Below are 23,925 nucleotides of genomic sequence, written 5' to 3' on the forward strand. Positions count from 1 at the left end.
TCGCCCGCGGCGATCGCTCAGTTCCCGGTCAGCGCCTCGGCCGCGACGCCGGTGAGGATTTCGTAGCTGTCGGTGTCGCGGTTGTAGAACCAGGTGCGATCGTTGGCTTCCAGGCGCCACCGCGTCCGCACCGCGTGCGTGGACGGCCGGAAACTCGAACTGCGCGGGATGTCGTCGGCGACCTGCACGATATCGGGCCGCTGCGCCGGATCGAGCGCGCGCAGCCCCTCGGTGACATCGGCGGGTTCGAGGCGATGACCGTCGCGCACACTCACGACCGCGACCGCGAGGGTCGCCGCCGGCGTGCGATAGCCGAACGCCACCTCCATATCGACCGCGGTGATGTCGTTGAGCGCGTCCACGATCGGCTGGGTGTAGACCGGCCCGCGCGGGCTCGCGATGACGGTGTCGCGGCGGTCCATCAGCCAGTAGTCGCCGTCGCTGTCACGGCGGAACAGGTTCTCCGTCGGCATCCAGGCGTCACCCGAGGTGAAGACGCCGCGCAGGCCACCGCGGGAGAGGTCGACGGTATCGGAGGCGCGACCGATCAGCAGGCCCACCTCGTTGTCGGCGGCCCGGCGGGCGAAACCTCGTGTGTCGGTGAGGATCTGCTCGGCGACCGGATCGTAGGAGATCAGTTCCACCTTCGCCGTTCCGGGCACCGGGCGGCCCTTGCAGCCGATCTTCACGCCGTGCACGTTGGCCAGCACCACATCGCCTTCGATGGAGGCATAGAACTCCAGGACCCGGGCTGGCGCGAAACGTTCCGTGGTGCGCCGCCACAGCCCGGCCGGCATTCCGGAGCCGATGAACAAGCGGATCGGATGCGGATGGCCGGCGGCGAAGGTGTCGGTGTCGAGGATGTCGCGCAGCATCGTCCAGGTGTAGGTGACGACGGTGACCCCGTAGCGGTGCACCTCTTCGGCGAAGCTCGGGGGATCCAGCGACCGGGCCAGCGCGATCCGGCTGCCACCGGCCACCGCCCCGCCCAGACTCATCAGCAGCCCGGACGAATGATGCAGTGGCGCCAGGCAATACACCGTATCCCGCCGATCGAGGTCGGCGGCCGATGCGGTGCCGAAGGCCGAGAGCGCCCAGCGGTGGTTGGTGATGTACTTCAGGTCGAGCTTGTCGCCGGTGCCGGTGACCAGGATGAACGCCAGCTCCCGCGCCAGCCCGGGATCGGGCCGGTACCAGGCCGGCAGTACCACCGCCGCCGGTTCGATCTGCTCCAGATCGACGACATCGGCCCCGTCCGGGATATCGAGTGTGCGCGCGTCGCCGCCGCCGAGGACGAACACCCGGGTTCCGGTGGCGGCCGCGGCGGCCAGATTCTCCGGATCGGCGATGATCGCCGTGGCCCCGGTCGATTCGACCGCTCGGGCGACCTCGCTTCCGGGCGCCAGCAGGACGGCGACGGCGCCGACGCGGGACAGGGCGGCTACCGCCGCCAGCGCACTCGGCCTGGTCTCCATCAGGACCCCGACCCGGGTCGCGGGACGGACACCCACCGCGACGAGCCCGCGCACGACGTTGTCGATCCGCGCGCCGACCGCGGCGTGGGTGTGCACCCGATCGTCGAACAGGAACAGATCCCGCAGCGGGGCGCTGCGCTGCTGCTCGGCGAGCAAGCGGCCCAACGAGATTCGGGTATGCGGCTGGATCATGCCGAGCCGGGTGAGCCGGGGCAGCGCGCGGGCCGCCTCACCGGTCAGCTCCATCGAGCCGCGCAGCGCGTTTCCGGCCAGCCCGCCGAGCGCGGCGCCGATACCGGCCCCGGCTTCGGCGAGGGTGGCGGCGGTGTGCACGACCCGGGTGACGGCGGTCTTCTGGCGGTCGGTGGCGACGTGCTCGCGCATGGGCGCGATCTCGTCGGGCAGCTCACCGCGCGCGCTGAGCCAGTTCACCCATTCGCGCACCAGTGGCCAGGTCCGCTCGGTGGCCGTACTGCCGGCGACCAGGCCGAAATGCCCCGCGACGAGGGTGGCCTCGTAGACATCGGCGTTGGGGGCGGCACGCAGGATGCCGCGCACCGCGGCGGGCTGGCCGATATCGTCGACCTCACCGACGAACGCGAGGATCGGGCACTTGATCTCGGCCAGCGAGACCGGCTGATCGCGAATGACGAAGCCGCCCGACATCATCCGGTTGTGCGCGACGAACTGTTTGAGCAGATCCGCGGCCGCCGGACCCGAATAGCCCACCCAGCCGTCGTGTTCGAGGAAACGGCGCTGACGTTCCTTGGGCAGCAGGGCTTCTCGGTCGTGCAACTGGCGCAGGAAGTCGACCCGAGCCTTCGCCGTCTTCACCGGGTCGAGCATCTGGAAGCCGAACCGCACCATGGCATCGGTGATCGGCAGCCGGTTGAGCACGTGATCGGCGACGAAATCGGCCACCTCCGACACCAGGCCGTAGGGCAGTCCGAACGGCAGGCCGGCCACGATATCGACCGGGCTGCCGAAGGTGACGATGCTCTGCACGCCCTTGCCGTAGCGGAAAGCGGTGGTCTGGTAGGCGAACATGCCGCCCTGCGAATACCCCATGAGATGGACGCCGCGCCCGGTCAATTCGTTGACGGTGTCGATCGCGCTCGACAGCGCCAGCACGTGATCGGCCAGATCGCGCTGCCAGCCGCCCTCTTCGGTCGCCGGTGAACCGAAATCCAGCACCCAGCAATCGATTCCGGCGCGCTGCAGGATGCCGACCGCACCGCCGGAGGCGTTGACGTCGTAGATGTCGGCATTGACCATGAGCGGCGGCACCAGCAGTGCCACCGGCCGATCGCGGGCGGGATCGTCGGGGAAGTAGTGGCGCAGCCGGTACATGCGCTTACGTTCGGTGACCTCGTAGGGCGAGGACTCGACATCGTGAGCGAGGCCGCCGAACCGGATGACCTCCAGGCCGTTCTGCGCGGTCGCCATCAACCGCTGCACCGGCCCGGTGAGGGTTCTCGTATCGAATTTCACGCTCACTCCCAGCCCTTGCCCTGCGCCCGACACCGGCACGCCCCCCGCGTGCGGGTCGAGCCTGCCACATGCACAGCCTACTGCGAGGCCGTTGTGATCGGTCCCATCCGCACCGTGGGCCACAACGAGGTGGAGTACGGGCCGGCTTCCGGCGGGCGGCTGCCGCTACCCGGTGGCGGCCGCCGATAAGGTGGGACGGTGACCGGCACCCACACCACCTCCTCCGATCCGACGGTCGACCGCGAGTCGCTGCCCGTCGAGCTGGTCGACGAGCAGGGCCGCGCGACCGGTGTCCTCCCGGTGGCCGACGCGCACATGGCCCCCGGGCGGCTGCATCGCGCGTTCTCCGTCCTGCTGTTCGCCCCGGACGGGCGGGTGCTGCTACAGCAGCGCGCCGCGGTCAAGACCCGGTTTCCGCTGCGCTGGTCCAACACCTGCTGCGGACATCCCGCACCCGGCCAGTCCGTCACCGAGGCGGCGCTCGCGCGGCTGGGTGAGGAACTGCGGGTGCGGGCGGAGCTGCGTGAGGTGGGGGTGTACCGCTACCGGGCGGCCGATCCGGCTACCGGGCGGGTCGAGGACGAGTGGGACCACGTGCTGATCGGCGACTTCGACGGTCTGCCCGACGATGCGGACCCCGCCGAAGTCGCCGCGACACGATGGCTCGATCCCGACCATCTCGACGCCGATATCGCCGCTGCCCCTGAGGATTTCACGCCCTGGCTGCACGGCGTGCTGACCACGGCGCGCGCCGCGCGCTGATCGCGCGGATCAGCCGTCGAGCAGCCAGTCGTTCGGCGCGAACAGTTCGACATGGACCAGTTCGCCGGCGATTCCGGCCGCCCGCGATCGCGCCCGCACCGACTGCAGGAAGTCGGTCCGGCCGCACACGTAGATATCGGCTCCGGCCGGCAGTGCCACCCCCGCGATCGACAACAGGCCGGTCCGCGCGCCCGCCGCGGGCTCTTCGTACCATATCTGCGACTCGGCGTGCGGGAGCCGTGTGATCGGATCGGCCTGCACGGCGCGCTGCGGACGGGTCGACGCGGCACGGTCGGCATGCGGTGCCAGCACCCGGCGCACCGATCCGGTGGCGGCCAGGTACTCCAGGATGCCGACCATCGGGGGATCCCGATGCCGGCGGAGATCAGCACCAGCGGGCTCCTGGATACTGCTCGGGCACCACCCCCGGCGAGGCGTGCTGGTGGCCGATGCGGGCCGGCAACTGCCGCGGATGAGACGGATCCGGATAGACCAGGTGGGCGGCGAAGGTCGCGATGGAGGCAGCCAGCGCGCGCTGCTGCTCCCCCTGGGCCTGATTGCCGCGATTGAACACATCGCGCGACAGCTCGGGATGTGCGGCGAAGAGGCGGCGATAGAACTCGGCGGTGATGCCGTCGATCCGTGCGGCGATCACCGGCAGCGTGGCGCGCACGATTTCGGCGTGCCGCGGTTCGAGTCTCAGGCTACTCAAGTCCGCCTTCGGAAAGCGTATTCAGCGCGTGTGGGCTCAATTGCCCTCCCGCACGCCGATTTTGCGACCCGGCTCACAGCGATCGGCCGTCCGGCCTCCGCGGTGCGGATGCGAGGATTCATGGCAATCGTCTGGCAACATGACCGCATGGAGCTGATCGGATTCGATCGCATCAGCGCGGCGCGCGAACTGCTGGAGCCGGTCATCCGGCGCACCCCGGTACTGGCCTCGCGGGTGCTGTCGGAACGCACCGGCGCCGATGTGCGGCTCAAATGCGAGAACCTGCAGCGCACCGGATCGTTCAAGCCACGTGGCGCCTACTTCCGCATCGCCAACCTGGCACCGGCCGAACGCGCGCACGGTGTCGTGGCCGCCAGCGCCGGTAATCACGCGCAGGGAGTCGCCTGGGCCGCAACGACTCTGGGGATCCCGTCGACGGTTTTCATGCCGGTGGGCGCGCCCCTGCCGAAACTGGTCGCCACCCGCGCGTACGGCGCCACCGTCCATCAGGTCGGCGAGACGGTGGACGAGGCCCTGCTCGCCGCACAGGAATTCGCCGACGCCACCGGGGCCACCCTGATCCATCCGTTCGACCACCCCGATATCGTCGCCGGCCAGGCCACGGTCGCACTCGAACTGCTGGAGCAGTGTCCCGAGCTGGGCACCGTCCTCGTCCCCACCGGCGGCGGCGGACTGCTCGCGGGTATCGCCGCGGCACTGCATCCGGTAGCGCCGCAGGTGCGGGTCATCGGCGTGCAGGCGGCGCTCGCGGCGGCCTGGCCGGACTCCCTGCGCTCGGGCGAACCGGTCGCACTGCGGCGCATGTCGACGATCGCCGACGGTATCGCCGTGGGCCGGCCCGGTGAGGTGCCGTTCGCGCATGTCATCGCGCACCAGCCGACGATCGTCACGGTGGACGAGGACGCTCTCTCCGCCGCGGTGCTGCTGTGCCTGGAACGGGCGAAACTCGTGGTGGAGCCCGCGGGCGCGGCGGCGGTGGCGGCGTTGCTGAGCCTGCCCGGCGACGAGCTACGGCTGCGCGGGCCGGTGTGCGCGATCGTGTCCGGCGGCAATGTGGACCCGATTCTGCTCACCCGCATCATCGGTCACGGGCTCAGCGCCGGGGGCCGATATCTCGCGGTGCGGATCACCATCTCGGATCGACCGGGCAGCCTGAGCCGGCTGCTGGACGCGGTGGCCGGGACGGGGGCGAATGTGCTCGACGTGGTCCACGCCCGCACCGGCGCCGCCCTGGCCATCGACGAGGTGGAGGTGCTGCTGACCCTGGAGACCCGCGGCCCGGTCCATCGCGACGATGTGCTCGACGGACTGGAGCACGCGAATTACGTGGTGCGCGTGCAGGACTGAACCGCGCCGGGCACGGTCAGTGGGCGCCGCCCAGTTCCAAGGCCAACACCCCGATGATCAACAGCCCGATACCGCCGATCTGAACCACCGACAGCCGCTCGTCGAGAAACAGCGCACCGATGGCGGCGACCAGCGCCACACCGATGGCCGACCAGACCCCGTAGGCCACGCCGACCGGCATGCCCCGCTTCAGGGCCTGGGACAGGAAGGCGAAGGCCGCCACGTAGCCGATCACCACCACGACCGAGGGCACCAGCTTGGTGAATCCCTCCGACAGCTTCAGCGACACCGTCGCCGACACCTCGGACACGATGGCCACACCGAGCAGAACGAACATCATGCGCGCACGATATCGGCGTGGCCACACCGGCGCCCGCGCGGGCCGGACACCCGGCCCGAGCGGGCGCTGTCGTCAGGCCAGCCAGGTCCGGGCCGCCGCGGCGGTGTCGCGGACCTCGGTCAGCTGTTCGGCGACCCGCACCCCGGCGGTACCGCCGCGAGAGTTACGGGAGGCGATCGAGCCCTGCACGGTGAGCACCTCGCGGACCCGCGGGGTCAGCGCCGGATCGACGGCGGCGAACTCCGCATCGGTCAGCTCGTCGAGCCCGACCCCGCGGGCCTCGGCGGCCCGCACGCACGCACCCGCCGCCTCGTGCGCGACCCGGAACGGAACGCCCTGGCGCACCAGCCATTCCGCGATATCGGTGGCCAGGGTGTACCCGGCCGGAGCCAATTCGGCCATCCGGTCGGTGTGGAAGGTCAGGGTCGCGACCAGTCCGGCGATCGCCGGCAGCAGCAATTCCAGCTGAGCCACCGAATCGAACAGCGGTTCCTTGTCCTCCTGCAGATCCCGGTTGTAGGCCAGCGGCTGCGCCTTGAGAGTGGCGAGCAGACCGGTGAGATTGCCGATCAGGCGACCGGCCTTACCGCGGGTCAGCTCCGAGACGTCGGGGTTCTTCTTCTGCGGCATGATCGACGAGCCGGTGGACCAGGCATCGGCGAGGGTGATGTAGCCGAATTCCGGTGTGCTCCAGATGATGATCTCCTCGGCCATCCGCGAGAGATCGACCGCGATCATGGCCAGTACGAAGGCCGCCTCGGCGGCGAAGTCGCGGGCGGAGGTGGCATCGATCGAATTGGCCGCGGCCGCGTCGAAGTCCAGATCGGTGGCGATGGCCTCGGGGTCCAGGCCCAGTGACGATCCGGCCAGCGCGCCCGAACCATACGGAGAGACGGCGGCCCGCTTGTCGAAGTCGCGCAGCCGATCGACATCGCGCAGCAGCGGATGCGCGTGCGCCAGCAACTGATGCGACAGCAGCACCGGCTGCGCGGCCTGCAGATGGGTCTTGCCCGGCATGACCGCATCCGGGTGCGCGGCGGCCTGGTCGACGAGCGCGTCCACGACCTCGAGCACACCGAAGGCGATGCGGCGCACGCCGTCGCGCAGCCACATGCGAAACAGCGTGGCCACCTGATCGTTGCGCGAGCGGCCGGCGCGCAGCCGGCCGCCGACCTCGGCGCCGACCCGGTCGATCAGACCGCGTTCGAGCGCGCCGTGCACATCCTCATCGGATTCGGCGGGGGTGAACGCGCCGGACTCCACATCGGCGGCGAGCTGATCCAGGCCCGCGAGCATAGCGGTCAGATCGGCCTCCGACAGCAGACCGGCCTTGTGCAGCACCCGGGCGTGCGCCTTGGACGCGCGAATATCGTAGGGAGCCAGCGCCCAGTCGAAATGGGTCGATTTGCTCAGCGCCGCCATCGCCGCGGCGGGGCCGGAGGCGAATCGGCCACCCCACAGCGCGCCCTCGTTGGTGGCATGGCTCATCGGTTCTCGTCTCCTAGTGTCGCGGTCATCAGAATGTGTCGGTTCAATTCGGCGCGAGTCTCGTCGTTCTGCTCGCGTCCTCGTTCGGACAGGATGGCTGCCGGGTCCGCGACCGCGACCTCCCACCCGTGCGTGGCGAACCAGTCGCGCGGGTCGGTGCGGCCCTCCCAGGGATACCAGAGGCTCTCGAGTCTCATATCGATACCCACCTCGGCCAGCATCCGGGCGCGGCGTTCGCGCAATGCCCGCAGGGCGGGTGAATCCACACGGCTCCCGCGCCCGATGTTCAGCGCCATCCGGCTGCCGGGTGCGCTGAGCGCGGCGAGATCGGCGAACAACCGATCCTGTGCGTCGGCGGGCAGATAGCGCAGCAAACCCTCCGCCAGCCAGGCCGTCGGGCGCGCCGGATCGAAACCGCTGTCCCGCAGCGCCCGCGGCCAGTCGTGGCGCAGGTCCACAGCGACCGCACACCGGTCGGCCCGCGGTGCGACATCGGCGAGCACGGTCTGCTTGAACGACAGCACCTTCGGCTGGTCGAGCTCGAAAACGACACTGCCGGAAGGCCATTCGATCCGGTACGCGCGGGCGTCGAGCCCGCTGGCGAGGATCACCAGCTGCCGGATGCCCGCCGCGGCGGCGTCGGTGAAGTAGTTGTCGAAGTAGACGGTGCGCGCGATGAGCATCGCGCTCAGCGACCGATAGAGAGAGTCGGTGCCGGCATCGCCGCTGCTCAGCTCGCCGTTCAGAACCCGGCGCCAGCCGCAGCCGGTCGCCGCCACCAGCCGTTCGGCGTAGGGGTCGCGGAACAACGCGTCCGGGCGGGCGGTCTCCCGGGCGCGCATCGCGGCCACGCCGATCGCGGTCACACCGACGCTCTCGGTGATGTCCCAGCTGTCGTCGTCGGTGCGCACGGACGCCTCCTCCAGTTCGCTCACCCTCGGCCTCGCATCCACGTGGACGCGGCCCGGTCGCAGGCTACTCCGGAACGCTGGGAATACCTCTCGCCATGGGTGCCGCGGCCGGGATGACCACGCCGTCACGCGACCACGCCGTGCGCTGCCGGACGCCGCGCGAGCCCAGCCGCTGCCGGCCGGGCTCGTCGAGCACCTACTTCTTGGACAGGTCCCGGCGCGCGGCGACCTTGGAGGACAGGCCGTGGATCTGCACGAAGCCCTTGGCCAGCGACTGGTCGAAGCTGTCGCCCTCGTCGTAGGTGGCCAGGTTGAAGTCGTAGAGCGACTCCTCGCTGCGGCGGCCGTTGACCACGACGTTGCCGCCGTGCAGGACCATGCGCACCTGACCGGAGACGTGCTCCTGGGTGTCGCGCACGAAAGCGTCCAGCGCCCGCTTGAGCGGAGAGAACCACAGACCGTCGTAGACGAGCTCGCCCCAGCGCTGCTCGACCTGGCGCTTGTACCGGCCGAGTTCCCGCTCGACGGTGACGGCCTCGAGTTCCTGATGCGCGGTGATCAGCGCGATCGCGCCCGGCGCCTCGTAGATCTCACGGCTCTTGATGCCGACCAGGCGGTCCTCGACCATATCCAGCCGGCCGACGCCCTGCCGTCCGGCGCGAGCGTTGAGTTCGGTGATGGCCTCGAGCACGCTGACCGGGCGGCCGTCGATGGCGACCGGCACACCCTTGTCGAAGGTGACGATGAGCTCGTCGGGCGCCTCGAAGTTGACGGTCGGGTCGACGGTGTAGTCGTAGACATCCTTGGTGGGCGCGTTCCAGAGGTCCTCGAGGAAGCCGGTCTCCACCGCGCGGCCCCACAGGTTCTGATCGATCGAGAACGGCGACTTCTTGCTCACCGTGATGGGCAGCGCGTTCTCCTCGGCGAAGGCGATGGCCTTCTCGCGAGTCCACGCGTAGTCGCGCACGGGCGCGATGACGTTCAGGTCGGGGGCCAGCGCACCGATGCCCACCTCGAAGCGGACCTGATCATTGCCCTTACCGGTGCAGCCGTGGGCGACGGTGGACGCGCCGTGGTACTCGGCGGCCTCGACCAGATGCTTGACGATGAGCGGGCGGCTGATCGCCGAGACCAGCGGGTAACGGCCCATGTACATGGCGTTGGCCTGGATGGTCGGCAGGCAGTACTCGTCGGCGAATTCGTCGCGGGCGTCGACCACGATGGCCTCGACCGCGCCGCAGTCCAGCGCGCGCTGACGCACGAGGTTCATATCCTCGCCGCCCTGACCCAGATCGATCGCGACGGCGACCACCTCGGCCCCGGTCTCCTTGCCGATCCAACTGATGGCGACGGAGGTGTCCAACCCACCGGAATAGGCGAGTACGACGCGATCGGCCATTTCTGATGCTCCTCAGGTTCGTGCGTATGTGATGTGCGCGCTGTCACCAGCGAGGATGTGGCGCCGCTTCCCGCCCGGTCGGCTCACATCGACTACAAATGATTATGCATGATGATGCAATCCCATTCATAACCGGGGGTGGCCGGACCAGCCCTCCCGATCGCGGACACCGGGCAACTCCGGACATTCGCCCCGAAACCCCATGAGGTTCAACACGATTGCCGCGACCGGCCCCGGCCGGTATGTCACCCTGGGAGAGCACGGCTATACGCGCCCGGGAAAGGCGGACCCATGCTCTCCACGTTTGCGGGTTATTTCGGTGCGATCGGATCCGATGTGCTCTCGATCGGCCAAGCGGTACTCGGCCTCATCTCCGACCTCATCGGCGCGGGCAGTTCGGCGACCCCCGGTGGATACGGCGGGACATACCCACCGGGACAGTATCCCCTGGCCTGAGCGGTGTCACCGGTCAGGCGCCCAGCACCGCGGTGACGATCCGCCGGACGCGCTCGTAATCGGGATCGGCGGGGGACGGAGGATCGTCGACGCGGGCGACCGTCGCCTCCTCGGCACCGAACAGCACCGCGACGAAGCGCGGATAGACCGCACCGGCGAGGATCTCGTCCACCGCGGCCACAGCGACCGGTTCCGGCAGCCCCCACCGCGAGCCCGCGAAGGCGGCGAGCGTACGGCGGGTCGTAGCGAAGACGGCGTCGTAGTAATCCGTGGCCGCCCGCGGCACCCGCTCCGCCTCGGCGATGACCAACCGGCAGGTCCGCACCGATTGGACCCACACCAGCGACTGCAGGTAACGCACGCAATATCCGGTCACCGCCGCGATCGGCTCCTCGCCGTAGTCCTGCGGCGCACCCATCCGGCCCAGGTGCAGTTCGCGCACGAAGTCGACGACGGCGAGGAACAGCGTGTCCTTGTTGTCGAAGTGCGCGTAGAGGGTCCGCTTCGAGGTTTCGGCGCGCGCGGCCAGCACATCCATCGAGGTTCGCTCGAATCCCACCTCGAGGAAGACGTCCTTGGCCGCCCACAGGATGTGCTCGCGCAGTCGTTCGCCACGCCTCGCCATGCGGTCTTCCCTTCCGTCAAAGTAAACGGTACGGTGTAGTTTACTTTCGTCGAACTCATCGCAGGAGTCCTCATGATCGTCGTGACCACACCTACAGGCAGTATCGGGCACCAGGTGCTCGACCTCATCGCCGACGGCGACGAGCCGATCCGGGTGATCGCACGCGATCCGGCGCGGCTGTCTCCCCGGACCCTGGAGCGCGTCGAGGTGGTGCGCGGCTCGACCACCGATCACGATGTCGTGGCGACCGCGCTGAAGGATGCCGATACGGCGTTCTGGGTGGTGCCGCCGAATCCCGCCGCCACCAGCGTGCCCGGGCATGTCGTCGAATTCGTCGCCCCGCTGTGCGCGGCGATCGACAGCGTGGACCGCGTCGTCGCGGTCTCGAGCCTGGGACGCGCACACGGCCGCAAAGCCGGCCAGATATCGGCGATCTTCGCGATGGACGCGCTGATCGAGAGCAGTGGAGTGCACTACCGCTCGCTGAGCCTGCCGGGGTTCATGGACAACATGCTGTGGCAGATCGAGCCGATCCGGAACTCCGGCACCTTCTTCGGCACGGTGTCCGGCGACCGCAAGGCCCCCACCTGCGCTACTCGCGATATCGCCGCGGTGGCCGCACGCCTGCTGCTCGATCCGTCCTGGACGGGCCAGGACAGTGTCGAGATCCGCGGCCCGGAGGATCTGTCGCACAACGACATGGCTCGCATCATGTCCGAGGTACTCGACCGGCCGATTCGCTACCAGCAGATATCCGGCGCCGACCACAAGGCCGCGTTGACCGCCCACGGCATGAGCGCGGCGTGGGCGCAGGGACTGGTCGAGATGGCGGCGGCGGTCGACGCGGGCCTCTACGATGCGCCGCCCCGCACGCCGCAGTCCTACTCCCCCACCGGTTTTCGCCAGTGGTGCGCGGAGGTGCTGGCGCCGGCCGTGCGCGGGTGATCCGGCCGAGCGCTCCGCGCCCACAGTCCCGGTCGCGACCAATTCCGATGGTCTCCAACAGGTTTCGATTCGACGGAACTCGTGCACGCGAGCGGGAGCCGACGTAGCATCGCTCGACGACACCCGCGCGCCGACAGGATTGTGATGACCGCACCCCACATCAGTGCCAACGGAGATGCCGAGCTACCCAGTAGCGCGCGCATCTACGACTACGCACTGGGCGGTAAGGACAACTACGAGGTCGACCGGATCGCCCTCGACAAGGTCATGCAGGTGTTTCCGACGGTGCGCATCGCGGCCCGGCACAACCGGCAGTTCATGCATCGTGCGGTCGGTGCGCTCGCCGAGGCCGGCGTGCGGCAGTTCCTCGACATCGGCACCGGTATCCCGACCGAACCCAATCTGCACCAGATCGCCCAACTGCAGTCACCCGAGGCGCGCGTGGTGTACGTCGACAACGACCCGGTGGTCATGGCCCATGCCCGTGCCCTGCTGGCCGGGTCATCCGAGGGCCGCACCGCGTACGTCGACGCCGATCTGAACGATCCCGAATCGATCCTGGGCGCACCGCAATTGCGTGAGACGCTCGACCTGAACACGCCGGTGGCGCTGAGCCTGGTCGCGGTACTGCATTTCCTGTCGGCCGCGCAGGACCCGGCCGGGGTGCTGAAAACCCTGCTTGACGGCCTGGCACCCGGATCGTTCGTCGTCGCCTCGCACATCACCGCCGACCTCGATCCGGAGGGGATGGATCGGGCGTTCGAGATGTACCGGCGCAACGCGGTCCACGTGGAGGCGCGCAGCCGCGACGAGTTCGCCGCCTTCTTCGACGGACTCGAACTGCTGGATCCGGGAATCGTCACGGTCAATCGCTGGCGTCCCGCCATCGAACCGCCGGCCTGGCTCGACGCGCAGGTCAACTGCTGGGGCGCGGTGGCGCGCAAACCCTAACCCCGCCACCGTGGGTCACGGCCGAGCAACGCGACGACAGTGTCGAGCACCGGCCGCGACTCGTCCTCGGCCAGCCTGGCCGAGTAGACGCCGCCCGGCCCGTTGAGCCTGCTCCCCGGTGCGGTGATCGACCGCGCGATGGGCAGGGCCGTTTCCAGCAGTCGCGCCGGCACCGGACAGTCACGCCGCAGTGCCCGGGCGATATCCCAGCGATGGGTGAGCATATCGACGAGATGAACGGCGAGCACCTGTTCGGCGGCGAGCGGACCGGCCTGCGGCAGCACCACGATCTCCCCCGACTGCTCGACCGCGGCGACCCAGCGCGCGCAGACGTGGGCGAAGACCTCCCGCGGGTCACCGGACAGGTCGGCGGCGGTAGGCAGGATCGACGCGACGACGGCCTCGTGCCGTTCGTTCATGTGGCGGATCAGGTCGGCGACATCCCAGCCCGCGCACGGGGTCGGCGCGGTGAGATCCGCCTCGCCGAGGGTGACCACATCGCGGGCGATCAATGCCAGCGCCATCGCGTCGAGCCGCAGAAGTTCGCTCATGACAACACCTTCCGATAATTAGCAAACACTCGTTCGCTAAATGAATATAGCGAACGATCGGACGCTATGCTTATTGAATGTCCCCTCGCCGCTCGGTTGCCGAGGCAGCCCACACCCGAGACCGGATCGTCGCGGTCGCGGTCGCACAGGCGTCGCAGGTCGGCCTCGAAGGTGTGACCATCGGATCGCTGGCCGAACACCTGGATATGAGTAAGGCCGGGGTGATCGGGCCGTTCGGATCCCGTGAGCGACTACAGCTGGCGGCACTGGAACAGGCCGGGCAGATCTTCCGGGCGACGGTGATCGAACCGTTGCGCGACCTGCCACCCGGAACCGCGCGACTGGCCCGGCTGCTCGACAACTGGATCGGCTATCTCGCCGAATGCCCGTTTCCCGGAGGATGCTTCGTCACCGCCGCGTCGACCGAGCTGGACGGCCGGCCGGGCGTGCTCCGCGACCGGCTGCGCGTCTACGTCGAGGACGCACGCACCGCACTCACCGCCGAAATCGCCGCCGCCCAGGAACAATCGCCTGGACCGCACCGGTCGCCGGCGGAGCTCGCCACCGTCGTCACCGGCATCACGATGGCCGTCAATCAGGAAATCCAACTGCTGGGCGACCCCTGCGCGGCCGACCGCGGACGGGCGGCGTTACGCGCGCTACTGGGATTGGCGCCGGACCGGTGAGCGGTGCCCGGCCCTCACCTACGCCAGATGCTCGATCTTCGCGGCGAGTTCGGCCCCGGTCATGGGCTCGCGCGCGATGACCGCGATGGTGTCGTCGCCGGCGATGGTGCCGACCACTTCGGGCAGAGCGGCCCGGTCGAGGGCGCTGGCCAAGAAGTGCGCGGCGCCGGGCGGGGTGCGCAGCACCGCCAGATTCCCGCTGTGGTCGGTGGACACCAGCAGATCGCCGAGCAGTTTGGACAGCCGGGACGTGCCGCCGGTGACACCCCGCACCGGACTGCCGTCCTCGGGTACCACGTAGATGCCGGCACCGCCGTCGGCCGCGCGCAGCTTCACCGCGCCCAGTTCGTCGAGATCACGCGACAGTGTGGCCTGGGTGGTCTCGATACCCTCGTCGGCCAGCAGCGCCGCCAACTCGGTCTGGCTGCGAACCGCGTTGGCGGACAGCAGCTCCACGATGCGCTGCTGCCGCCCTGCCCGCGTGCGGGCGATCGCCGGGCCGGATCGCGATCCCTCCGATCCGGAGGATCGCGATCCCTCCGATCCGGAGGATCGCAATCCCTCCGATCCGCCACCCGACCCGTTGGCCGATCTGCCCGCCGAACTCACACCACACCACCCGATCGTCGCGACAGCAGCCACACCAGTAGCGCCTTCTGCGCGTGCAAGCGATTCTCGGCCTCGTCCCACACCACACTGTGCGGACCGTCGAGCACCTCGTCGGTGATCTCCTCACCGCGATGCGCAGGGAGGCAGTGCAGCACAACGACATCGGAGGCCGCGTGGCCGAGCAGGCCGGCATCGAGCCGGAAGGGCCGGAACGGGCCCACCCGGTCGAGTCCGTCGTTCTCCTGCCCCATGGAGGTCCAGGTGTCGGTGACCAGCGCGTCGGCGCCGGTCGCCGCGGCGATCGGATCGTCGGTGAGGGTGATCGTCGCCCCGGTCTCGGCGGCGCGTTTGCGGGCCGCCTCGACCACCCAGTCCAGCGGCCGGAATCCCGCGGGTGCGGCGATGGTGACGTTCAGCCCCGCGGTCACCCCGCCCAGTAGCAGCGAATGCGCCATATTGTTCGCACCGTCACCGAAATAGGCGAGCTTACGACCGGCGAGTTCGCCCTTCCGCTCACGCAGCGTCAGCAGATCGGCCAGCACCTGGCACGGATGAAATTCGTCCGACAGCGCGTTGACCACGGGAACCGTTGCCGCCGAGGCCATCTCGTCGAGCCGGTGCTGCTGGAACGTGCGCCACACCACGGCGTCGACATAGCGGGACAGGACCCGGCCGGTGTCGGCGAGGGTTTCCTCCCGGCCGAGCTGGGTGTCGCGGCCGTCGACCACCACCGCGTGCCCGCCCAGTTGCGCGATGCCCATCTCGAAGGAGAACCGGGTGCGGGTGGAGTTCTTCTCGAAGATCACCCCGACCCCGCGCGGGCCCTCCAGCGGGCGCCGGGAGAACGGCGCCGCCTTCAACTCCGCTGCCAGCGCCAGGATTTCGGCCTGTTCGGCCGGCGTGACGTCGTCGTCGCGCAGAAAGTGCCGCACCATGGTCACTCACCCTCCTGATCGGCCGCCGCGAGAATGCCGGGTAGGTCGGCCAGGAAACTCCGGGCCTGCGCCTCGGTCAGGATCAGTGGCGGGGCCAGCCGGATCACATTCGGTTTCGGTGGATTCACCAGATATCCCGCCGCGCGGGCGGATTCCTCCACCTTGGCCGATACGTCGCGAGTCAGCTGGATGCCGATGAGCAGACCCGCACCACGCACGTGGTCGATCAGCGGATGCCCCAGTTCCTCGATCCCGTCGATGAGGGTCTTGCCGACGGATTCGACATGCGCGAGCAGCCCCTCTTCGTCGATGGTCCGCAGCACCGCCAGCGCCGCGGCGGCGCTGACCGGATTACCACCGAAGGTGGTGCCGTGCAGCCCCGGGGTGAGCAGCTCCGCGGCCGGGCCCTGCGCCAGCACCGCGCCGATCGGCAGACCACCGCCGAGGCCCTTGGCCAGGGTCATCACATCGGGCACGATGCCCGCGGCCTGATGCGCGAAGAACGGTCCGGTGCGGCCGATTCCGGTCTGCACCTCGTCGAGAATCAGCAGCGCACCCCGCTCGGCGGTGATCGCCCGGGCCTTCGCCAGATAGTCCATCGGAGGCACGATCACACCGCTCTCCCCCATCATCGGCTCGAGGAATACCGCGGCGGTGTCGGAGTCGACCACATCCGCCAGCGCCACCGCGTCGCCGTAGGGCACGTGCAGCACACCGGGCGGCATCGGCTCGAACGGCGCCCGCTTCGACGGCTGACCGGTCAGCGCCAGCGCGCCCATGGTGCGGCCGTGGAAGGCCTCGTCGCAGGCGATGATCTTGCGGCGGCCGGTCAGCCGCGCGATCTTGAACGCCGCCTCGTTGGCCTCGGTGCCCGAATTGCAGAAGAACGCGCGCCCGGTGCCGTCACCGAAGTGCGCGAGCAGTTTCTCGGCCAGTTCCAGGACCGGTTCGCTGGCATACAGATTCGAGACGTGGCCCAGCGTGCCGAGCTGCTGGGTGACCGCCGCGACGATCGCGGGATGCGCGTGCCCGAGGCTGTTGACGGCGATGCCGCCCAGGAAGTCGACATAGCGGTTGCCGTCGGCGTCGTACACCACCGCGCCGGAGCCGCGCACCAGCGCCACCTTCGGCGTGCCGTAGTTGTTCATCAGCGCGGACGACCACCGCTGCCGCAATTGCTGTGTGCTCATGGTGTATTCGTTCCTGCCGTCTCGGGTGGGGTCACCATCGTTCCGATGCCTTCCCCGGTGAACAGTTCCAGCAGCACCGCGTGCGGCACCCGGCCGTCGATCACGTGTGCGGTCGGGACACCGGCCCGCACGGCGCGCAGACAGGCCTCCATCTTGGGCACCATGCCCGCGTCCAGGCTCGGCAACAACGCGGCCAGGGCGTCGGTGTCGATGTGGGTGGTCAGCGATGACCGATCGGGCCAATTCGTGTACAGGCCTTCGACATCGGTGAGAACCACCAGTTTCTCGGCGCCGATGCCCTGCGCCAGGGCCGCGGCGGCGGTATCGGCATTGATGTTGTGCACGACGCCGTCGGCGTCGGGCGCGATGGTCGACACCACCGGAATGCGCCCGGCGCGAACGAGATCCAGCACGGCATCCGGATTGACGGCGGTGACGTCGCCGACCAACCCTATATCGGTGGGCTCGCCGTCGACGGTCACGGTGCGGCGGGTCGCGGTGAACAGTCTGGCATCCTCACCGGAGATGCCGACCGCATACGGTCCGTGCGCGTTGATGAGCCCGACCAGCTCGCGGCCGACCTGACCGAACAGCACCATCCGGACCACATCCATGACCTCGGGGGTGGTGACGCGGAAGCCGCCGCGGAATTCCCCCTGCAGGCCCAGCTTCTTCAACATCGCGCTGATCTGCGGGCCGCCGCCGTGCACCACCACGGGGTGGACGCCGACGGTGCGCAGGAACGCCATATCGGCGGCGAAGGCGCGCTTGAGCCCCTCGTCGATCATGGCGTTGCCGCCGTATTTGACCACCACGATCTTGTCGCGGAACTTCTGCAGCCACGGCAGTGCGCCCGCCAGGACGTGCGCCTTGTCCAGTGCGGACAGCTCCTGCGTGGACGGGATGTCGATGCTCATGAGCTGTACGCCGAATTCTCTTCCACGTACCCGTGCGACAGGTCGGTGGTGCGGACGGTGGCGGTGCCCTCGCCGAGACCGAGTTCGACCAGCACCTCGATATCGGGACCCGACAGATCCACCTCGCGGGCGCCGGGAGCGCCGGTTCCGTTGACGCACACCGGGTTTCCGTTGAACGATACGGTGACCCGATCCGGATCCAGTTCGATGGGCGCGATGCCGACGGCGGCCAGCACCCGGCCCCAGTTCGGATCCGATCCGAAGAACGCGGTCTTGACCAGGGAGTCGCGGGCGACGGCACGGGCCGCGATCAGCGCCTCGTCCTCGCTGACCGCACCGGAAACGGTGATCTCGACCCGTTTGGTGACGCCCTCGGCGTCGGCCATCAGCTGGGCGGCCAGATCGTCGCAGACCGCCAGCACCGCGGCATCGAGCTCGTCCTGACTCGGCGAAACACCGCTGGCGCCGTTGGCCAGCAGCAGCACCGTGTCGTTGGTGGAGCAGGAGCCGTCGACATCGAGGCGGTCGAAGGTGAGCGCGGTCGCCTTGCGCAACGCGGTGTCGAGTTGCTCCGGGGTGGCCGCGGCATCGGTGGTGACGACGACCAGCATGGTGGCCAGCGACGGGGCGAGCATGCCCGCGCCCTTGGCCATCGCGCCCACGTTCCACTTGTCATGGTGATGGAACGCCGCCTGTTTGGGCACGGTGTCGGTGGTCATGATGGCGTGCGCGGCATCGGCGCCACCGGACAACCCGCCCGCCATCTCGTGCACGATCTCGGTCACGCCGGGCAGCAGTTTGTCCATCGGCAGCCGGTCACCGATCAAACCCGTGGAGCAGACCGCGATTTCGCCCGCGCCGGTGTCAGTTCCCCAATTGCTGAGCGCCTTCGCCAATTCCTCGGCGGTGGCGTGGGTGTCCTGGAAGCCGCCGGGGCCGGTGCACGCGTTGGCGCCACCGGAGTTGAGGATCACCGCGCGCAGCCGGCCGGCGGTCAGCACCTGCTGCGACCACAGCACGGGTGCGGCCTTGACCTTGTTGCGGGTGAACACACCGGCCGCCGCGTAGTCGGGACCTTCGTTGAACACCAGTGCCAGATCGAGCTTTCCGCTGGCCTTGATCCCGGCGGAGATGCCGGCGGCCCGGTAGCCCAGCGGTGCGGTCACACCCTGGGTGCGGACCAGTGTGCCGCCGGCGATATCGGTGTCGGTCACGGTGCCACTCCTACGGTGGAAAGTCCGGCGGTCTCGTCGAGACCGAGAGCCAGATTCATCGATTGCACCGCGGCGCCCGCGGTGCCCTTGGTCAGATTGTCGACCGCGCCGATCACCACCAGCGTGCGCGCGGCGGTATCGACGGCCACCTGCAGGGTGACCGCATTGGAGCCGACCACCGAACCGGTCTGCGGCAGTACCCCCTCGGGGAGCAGATGAATGAAGGGCTCCTCGGCGTAGGCCTTGTCGTAGACCGCGCGCGCGGCCGCCGCGTCGGCCACCGCGCCCGCGGCATCGGGGCGCAGTCGCGCGGTGCAGGTGGCGAGGATGCCACGTGGCATCGGCGCCAGGACCGGGGTGAAAGACACCGCGATATCACCGGTTTCGGTGCCCGCCGCGACCGCGGCGGCCTTCAGGTTCTGCGCGATCTCCGGGGTGTGCCGATGGGCGCCGGCGATGCTGTAGGCCCGCACCGAACCCATCACCTCCGAACCCAGCAGTCCCACATCGAGTTTGCGTCCGGCGCCCGAGGTACCGCTGACCGCGACGACGCTCACCTCCGGCTCGACCAGTCCCGCGGCCACGGCCGGCGCCAGCGCCAGACTCGAGACGGTGGGATAGCAGCCCGGCACCGCGATCCGGGTGGCGCCGCGCAACCGCGCGCGGGCGCCGGGCAGTTCCGGCAGCCCGTAGGGCCAGCTGCCCGCATACGGTGAGTTGTAGTAGGTCTCCCAGGCCCGCGGATCGGTGAGCCGGAAATCGGCCCCGCAGTCGATGATCACCGTGGAATCCGGCAGCTGCTGCGCGATCGCCGCGGACTGGCCGTGGGGCAGTCCGAGGAACACCACATCGTGGCCCGCGAGCACCTGGGCGGTGGTGTCCTCCAGCACCCGATCGGCCAGCGGCAGCAGATGCGGCTGCAACTGCCCCAGCGTCGTTCCCGCATTGGACCCGGCGGTCAGCGCCCCGATCTCGAGGCGCCCGGATCGGTACTCGGGATGCCCCAGCAGCACGCGCAGGACTTCACCGCCCGCGTATCCGCTCGCACCAGCCACCGCGACCCGCAGCACGGGCCCACTCGAGGTATCCGCCATGTGATGATTATGCACGATCGTGCAAGCTCATTCACGCGCGGGTTCACCCGGCCCCGCGGTGAGGTCGTCGGAAGAGTCGTCGGCGACGCCGAAACGCCAGGTCAGCGGCCGCCGATCCGCCGACACACGACCCGCGCGACCAGCGGCCCACGATATCCACTCACCCGCGATCCACTCACCCGCGAACGGCTCTATGACGGCCGACAGGACATGGGGTCGACAGCGATGTTGTTCGCCGGATCACCGTCCGTAGTCGCACTGGTCACCCTGGCGACGATGAATTCGAGCGCGCGGCGCCGACCGTCTGGCAGTTTGCCGATAACCTACGAATCACCGTTCACTTTCGGCTATCGTCGCGCTCGCCGGGCCAGTGCCCGGCGGGCCGGCCTCGCGGCGGCGAGGCGGTTCGGTCTCTACCGGCGGTCGCGGCGCGGCCGTGGGCGGTGTTGCGGAGGAGCCAGGATGTACCCCGGTGCACATGTCGATCGTTTCCCTGATAAACCGGCGGTCGTGCTGGCCGAGAGCGGCGCGCGGCTGACCTATCGCGAGCTGGAGGACAACTCCGTACGCGTGGCCCGTCACCTCCACGACGCGGGGCTGCGCAAGGGCGATCACATCGCGCTGCTGTCCGGCAATACCCTCGAGGTGTACGAGGTGTACTGGGCGGCATTGCGATCCGGGCTTTACATCACGGCCGTCAACCGGCATCTGTCCGCGGACGAGATCAGCTATATCGTCAACGATTGCGGGGCCCGCGCGCTCATCGTGTCAGCGGAGTTGGCCGAGGTCGCCCAGCGGGTGGCGGAGCTGACCCCCGGAGCCAGGATCCGGCTGGCCTTCGGCGGCGAGGTCGCCGGATACGCATCGTATGAAAAGGCCGCGGCCGCCTCGTCTCCCGAACCGTTGCCGGATCAGCCGCGCGGCGCCGACATGCTGTACTCGTCGGGCACCACCGGCCGCCCGAAGGGTATCAAGCACCCACTGCCCGACCGGCAGGTCGGCGACCCGCCGGGTGATACCTACACCGCCGTATTCGGCCCGCTCTACGGATTCGGCCCCGATACCGTCTACCTGTCCCCGGCCCCGCTCTACCACGCCGCTCCACTGCGGTTCGGCGGTGTGGTGCACGCCCTCGGCGGGACCGTGGTGGTGATGGAGCGTTTCGATGCCGAACAGGCACTCGCCGCGATCGCACGCCATCACGTCACACACAGCCAGTGGGTGCCGACGATGTTCGTCCGCATGCTGAAATTGGGCGCGAGCGTGCGCGCCCGCTACGACGTCTCGAGTATGCGGGTCGCCGTCCACGCGGCGGCGCCGTGTCCGGTCGACGTGAAGCAGGCCATGATCGACTGGTGGGGGCCGGTGCTGCACGAGTACTACGCCTCGACCGAGGGGAACGGCGCCACCTTCATCGACAGCGAGCAATGGTTGCGCAAACCCGGTTCGGTCGGACAGGCGGGACTGGGCGCCGTTCGCATCTGCGACGACGCGGGACACGAGCTTCCGACCGGTGAGATCGGCACCATCTATTTCGAACGCGAGGAAGTTCCGTTCGACTACCACAACGACCCGGACAAGACCGCGAAGGCGATCCACCCCGAGCATCCGACCTGGACCACGACCGGCGATATCGGCTACCTCGACACCGACGGTTTCCTGTTCCTGACCGACCGCAAGGCGTTCATGATCATCTCCGGCGGGGTGAACATCTACCCACAGGAGATCGAGGACGCGCTGGCCCTGCACCCCGACGTACTCGATGTGGCGGTGATCGGCGTCCCCGACGAGGAGATGGGCGAATCGGTGAAGGCGGTGGTCCAGGCCGCACCCGGCGCCGAACCCGGACCCGAACTCGCCCAGCGGCTACGCGAGTTCCTGCGCGAGCGGATCGCCCACTACAAGGTGCCCCGCACCGTCGATTTCGCCGGCGAACTGCCGCGCACGCCGACGGGGAAGCTGGTCAAGGGCAAACTTCGCGAGCAGTACCTGTGACGAGTTGCCGATTCACCTCGGCACATTGCGCAGGTTGGACCGCGCCATATCGATCATCCGGCCCACGCCGCCGGTCAGCACGATCTTGCTGGCCGCGAGCGCGAATCCGCGAACCTGCGCGGCGGTGATGTGGGGCGGCAGCGACAGCGCGTCGGGATCGGTGACCAGATCCACCAGGGCCGGTCCCGGATGCGCCAACGCCTCGGCGATGGCGGCGCGGATGGCCGACGGCTCGGTGACGCGCACCGCGTGGATGCCGGCAGCCGCCGCCACCGCCGCGAAATCGACCGGGGCATGGTCGGTTTCGAAATTCGGCAGTCCGTCCACCAGCATTTCCAGCCGCACCATACCCAGCGACGCATTGTTGAACACGATGATCTTCACCGGCAGCCGATGCAGTGCCACGGTGAGCAATTCGCCCATCAGCATGCCGAGTCCGCCGTCACCGGACATCGAGACGACCTGACGATCCGGATACGCGAACTGCGCACCGATCGCGTGCGGCAGCGCATTGGCCATGGTTCCGTGCAGGAATGATCCGATCACCCGGCGGCGGCCGTTCGGGGTGAGGTAGCGGGCCGCCCACACGTTGCACATCCCGGTATCGACGGTGAAGATCGCGTCGTCGGCGGCCAGGTCGTCGAGGATGTCGGCGGCGTATTCGGGGTGAATCGGCTTGTGATCGGCCACATTGCGGGTGTAGGCGTCGACGACTTGCTCGAGCAGCCGGCAGTGCTCGCCGAGCATGCGGTCGAGGAATTCGCGATCGGACTTCGGCTTCAGCAGCGGCAGGACCGCGCGCAGGGTTTCCCGGACGTCGCCATGCACGGCCAGCCGCAGCGGCGTACGCCTGCCGAGGCGGGCGGCGTCGTGATCGACTTGCACGGTATCGCGTCCCGGCAGGAATTCGTCGTAGGGAAAGTCGGTGCCGAGCAACACGACCAGCTCCGCCTCGTGCATTGCCCGATAGCAGGCGCCGTAGCCGAGCAGACCGCTCATCCCCACGTCGTAGGGATTGTCGAATTGGATCCATTCCTTACCGCGCAGGCTGTGCCCGATCGGTGTGTGCAGCAGCTGCGCGAGCTGCCTCACCTCCTCGTGCGCGTCGCGTACACCGGCGCCGCAGAACAGGGTGACGGTGCGCGCGGAGTTCAGCGCGTCGGCGAGCGCGCGCACCTGCGCCGCGGCGGGCATCACCCGGCCGAGTTCGAAGACGAGGCTGGTCTCACCGGTCGGGTGCGCCGCCTCCAGCTGAGCGACGTCGCCGGGTAGCACCACCACCGACACCTCGCTACGGGCCGATGCGTGCTGGATCGCGATCCGCAGCATGCGCGGCATCTGCTCGGGCCGGCTGATCATTTCGCAGTAACCACTGCATTCGACGAACAGCCGTTCGGGATGAGTTTCCTGGAAGAACTGCGTGCCGATCTGATCGGAGGGGATGTGAGAGGCCAGCGCGAGCACCGGCGCCCCGGTGCGGTGCGCGTCGTAGAGTCCCTGGATCAGATGGGTGTTGCCGGGACCGCAACTACCGGCACAGACGGCGAGGCGGCCGGTCAACTGCGCCTGCGCCGCCGCCGCGAACGCAGCGGCCTCCTCGTTGCGCACATGCACCCATTCGATCTCCGGATGGCGGCGCACCGCGTCCACGATCGGATTCAGACTGTCCCCGACGACGCCGTAGATCCGCGCGACACCGGACTGTACGAGAACAGCCACGAATTGATCGGCCACCGTCGTCTTCGCCATGCGCTCTCCTCCACCAGTGCGGTCGGCGCCGGCGCGAAGCCGGTGCCAGGAGCCGAGGCTCG

Annotated in this window: 22 protein-coding genes and 1 pseudogene; 7 read left to right on the forward strand and 16 right to left on the reverse strand. The window is 69.0% G+C overall.

Features of this window, described 5'->3' with window-relative positions; translation table 11 throughout:
• Positions 1 to 17 precede the first annotated feature (17 nt).
• Positions 18 to 2,972, reverse strand: a complete 2,955-nt coding sequence (locus LKD76_RS20025) for an AMP-binding protein (protein WP_372465880.1) — start codon at positions 2,970 to 2,972, stop codon at positions 18 to 20.
• A gap of 192 nt (positions 2,973 to 3,164) precedes the next feature.
• On the opposite strand from LKD76_RS20025, the gene idi reads away from it, so the two are divergent.
• Entirely contained in the window at positions 3,165 to 3,728 is a 564-nt protein-coding gene (idi, locus tag LKD76_RS20030) for an isopentenyl-diphosphate Delta-isomerase (protein ID WP_227982846.1), read from the forward strand.
• Positions 3,729 to 3,737: 9 nt separating this feature from the next.
• Here the strand turns inward: idi and LKD76_RS20035 are convergent.
• Positions 3,738 to 4,461 (reverse strand): annotated as a pseudogene (locus LKD76_RS20035) (hypothetical protein).
• A gap of 99 nt (positions 4,462 to 4,560) precedes the next feature.
• Here LKD76_RS20035 and ilvA point away from each other — a divergent pair.
• A complete protein-coding gene (gene ilvA, locus LKD76_RS20040; RefSeq protein ID WP_227982847.1) occupies positions 4,561 to 5,808 on the forward strand; it encodes a threonine ammonia-lyase in 1,248 nt (415 codons plus the stop codon).
• Between the two features lie 16 nt (positions 5,809 to 5,824).
• Here the strand turns inward: ilvA and LKD76_RS20045 are convergent, their stop codons facing one another.
• The 5 genes from LKD76_RS20045 to LKD76_RS20060 form a co-directional block, all read right to left on the reverse strand.
• Positions 5,825 to 6,148 carry a DMT family transporter gene (locus tag LKD76_RS20045; RefSeq protein ID WP_227982848.1) on the reverse strand — a complete coding sequence of 108 codons (324 nt, stop codon included), beginning with the start codon at positions 6,146 to 6,148 and terminating at the stop codon, positions 5,825 to 5,827.
• Between the two features lie 72 nt (positions 6,149 to 6,220).
• Positions 6,221 to 7,636, reverse strand: a complete 1,416-nt coding sequence (gene argH, locus LKD76_RS20050) for an argininosuccinate lyase (protein ID WP_227982850.1) — start codon at positions 7,634 to 7,636, stop codon at positions 6,221 to 6,223.
• Positions 7,633 to 8,547 carry a class I SAM-dependent methyltransferase gene (locus LKD76_RS20055; protein ID WP_372465999.1) on the reverse strand — a complete coding sequence of 305 codons (915 nt, stop codon included), beginning with the start codon at positions 8,545 to 8,547 and terminating at the stop codon, positions 7,633 to 7,635. The genes argH and LKD76_RS20055 overlap by 4 nt, the downstream gene beginning before the upstream one ends.
• A 64-nt stretch (positions 8,548 to 8,611) precedes the next feature.
• Complete coding sequence (locus LKD76_RS31945) at positions 8,612 to 8,743, reverse strand: hypothetical protein (protein ID WP_255660216.1); 132 nt, start codon at positions 8,741 to 8,743, stop codon at positions 8,612 to 8,614.
• Positions 8,744 to 9,946, reverse strand: coding sequence for an argininosuccinate synthase (locus tag LKD76_RS20060; RefSeq protein WP_227982852.1), 1,203 nt, complete (start codon positions 9,944 to 9,946; stop codon positions 8,744 to 8,746).
• Between the two features lie 291 nt (positions 9,947 to 10,237).
• Here LKD76_RS20060 and LKD76_RS20065 point away from each other — a divergent pair, with 291 nt between their 5' ends.
• Positions 10,238 to 10,402 (forward strand): hypothetical protein, encoded by a 165-nt coding sequence (locus tag LKD76_RS20065; protein WP_227982853.1) that lies wholly within the window; start codon positions 10,238 to 10,240, stop codon positions 10,400 to 10,402.
• Positions 10,403 to 10,415: 13 nt separating this feature from the next.
• Here LKD76_RS20065 and LKD76_RS20070 read toward each other — a convergent pair whose 3' ends face one another.
• Positions 10,416 to 11,027 (reverse strand): TetR/AcrR family transcriptional regulator, encoded by a 612-nt coding sequence (locus LKD76_RS20070; RefSeq protein ID WP_227982854.1) that lies wholly within the window; start codon positions 11,025 to 11,027, stop codon positions 10,416 to 10,418.
• Positions 11,028 to 11,108: 81 nt separating this feature from the next.
• Between LKD76_RS20070 and LKD76_RS20075 the strand changes: the two genes are divergently transcribed.
• Complete coding sequence (locus LKD76_RS20075; protein ID WP_308188557.1) at positions 11,109 to 11,972, forward strand: NmrA family NAD(P)-binding protein; 864 nt, start codon at positions 11,109 to 11,111, stop codon at positions 11,970 to 11,972.
• 144 nt (positions 11,973 to 12,116) lie between these two features.
• Positions 12,117 to 12,923: an SAM-dependent methyltransferase gene (locus LKD76_RS20080; RefSeq protein WP_227982857.1), complete on the forward strand. Its 807-nt coding sequence runs from the start codon at positions 12,117 to 12,119 to the stop codon at positions 12,921 to 12,923.
• Here the strand turns inward: LKD76_RS20080 and LKD76_RS20085 are convergent.
• Positions 12,920 to 13,474 carry a maleylpyruvate isomerase family mycothiol-dependent enzyme gene (locus tag LKD76_RS20085; RefSeq protein WP_227982859.1) on the reverse strand — a complete coding sequence of 185 codons (555 nt, stop codon included), beginning with the start codon at positions 13,472 to 13,474 and terminating at the stop codon, positions 12,920 to 12,922. The two genes, LKD76_RS20080 and LKD76_RS20085, sit on opposite strands and share 4 nt — an antisense overlap.
• A 77-nt stretch (positions 13,475 to 13,551) precedes the next feature.
• On the opposite strand from LKD76_RS20085, the gene LKD76_RS20090 reads away from it, so the two are divergent.
• The gene (locus LKD76_RS20090; protein WP_227982860.1) at positions 13,552 to 14,160 is read left to right on the forward strand and encodes a TetR/AcrR family transcriptional regulator; all 609 of its coding nucleotides are present in this window, start codon (positions 13,552 to 13,554) and stop codon (positions 14,158 to 14,160) included.
• Positions 14,161 to 14,178: 18 nt separating this feature from the next.
• Here LKD76_RS20090 and LKD76_RS20095 read toward each other — a convergent pair whose 3' ends face one another.
• The 6 genes from LKD76_RS20095 to argC form a co-directional block, all read right to left on the reverse strand.
• Complete coding sequence (locus tag LKD76_RS20095; RefSeq protein ID WP_030518235.1) at positions 14,179 to 14,652, reverse strand: arginine repressor; 474 nt, start codon at positions 14,650 to 14,652, stop codon at positions 14,179 to 14,181.
• A 113-nt stretch (positions 14,653 to 14,765) separates the two neighbouring features.
• Positions 14,766 to 15,704, reverse strand: coding sequence for an ornithine carbamoyltransferase (gene argF, locus LKD76_RS20100; RefSeq protein ID WP_227985325.1), 939 nt, complete (start codon positions 15,702 to 15,704; stop codon positions 14,766 to 14,768).
• Between the two features lie 2 nt (positions 15,705 to 15,706).
• Positions 15,707 to 16,894, reverse strand: coding sequence for an acetylornithine transaminase (locus LKD76_RS20105; protein WP_227982861.1), 1,188 nt, complete (start codon positions 16,892 to 16,894; stop codon positions 15,707 to 15,709).
• Positions 16,891 to 17,811, reverse strand: a complete 921-nt coding sequence (gene argB / locus LKD76_RS20110; RefSeq protein ID WP_227982862.1) for an acetylglutamate kinase — start codon at positions 17,809 to 17,811, stop codon at positions 16,891 to 16,893. The genes LKD76_RS20105 and argB overlap by 4 nt, the downstream gene beginning before the upstream one ends.
• Positions 17,808 to 19,025, reverse strand: coding sequence for a bifunctional glutamate N-acetyltransferase/amino-acid acetyltransferase ArgJ (gene argJ, locus LKD76_RS20115; RefSeq protein WP_227982864.1), 1,218 nt, complete (start codon positions 19,023 to 19,025; stop codon positions 17,808 to 17,810). The genes argB and argJ overlap by 4 nt, the downstream gene beginning before the upstream one ends.
• Positions 19,022 to 20,119 carry an N-acetyl-gamma-glutamyl-phosphate reductase gene (gene argC, locus LKD76_RS20120; protein ID WP_227982865.1) on the reverse strand — a complete coding sequence of 366 codons (1,098 nt, stop codon included), beginning with the start codon at positions 20,117 to 20,119 and terminating at the stop codon, positions 19,022 to 19,024. Before argC ends, argJ begins: the two co-directional genes overlap by 4 nt.
• Before the next feature lie 462 nt (positions 20,120 to 20,581).
• On the opposite strand from argC, the gene LKD76_RS20125 reads away from it, so the two are divergent.
• The gene (locus tag LKD76_RS20125; protein ID WP_227982866.1) at positions 20,582 to 22,114 is read left to right on the forward strand and encodes an acyl-CoA synthetase; all 1,533 of its coding nucleotides are present in this window, start codon (positions 20,582 to 20,584) and stop codon (positions 22,112 to 22,114) included.
• Between the two features lie 12 nt (positions 22,115 to 22,126).
• On the opposite strand, the gene LKD76_RS20130 is transcribed toward LKD76_RS20125, so the two are convergent.
• A complete protein-coding gene (locus tag LKD76_RS20130; RefSeq protein ID WP_227982867.1) occupies positions 22,127 to 23,863 on the reverse strand; it encodes a pyruvate dehydrogenase in 1,737 nt (578 codons plus the stop codon).
• Between the last annotated feature and the right edge of the window lie 62 nt (positions 23,864 to 23,925).

The organism is Nocardia spumae (assembly GCF_020733635.1).
GTDB classification, from domain to species: Bacteria; Actinomycetota; Actinomycetes; order Mycobacteriales; family Mycobacteriaceae; genus Nocardia; species Nocardia spumae.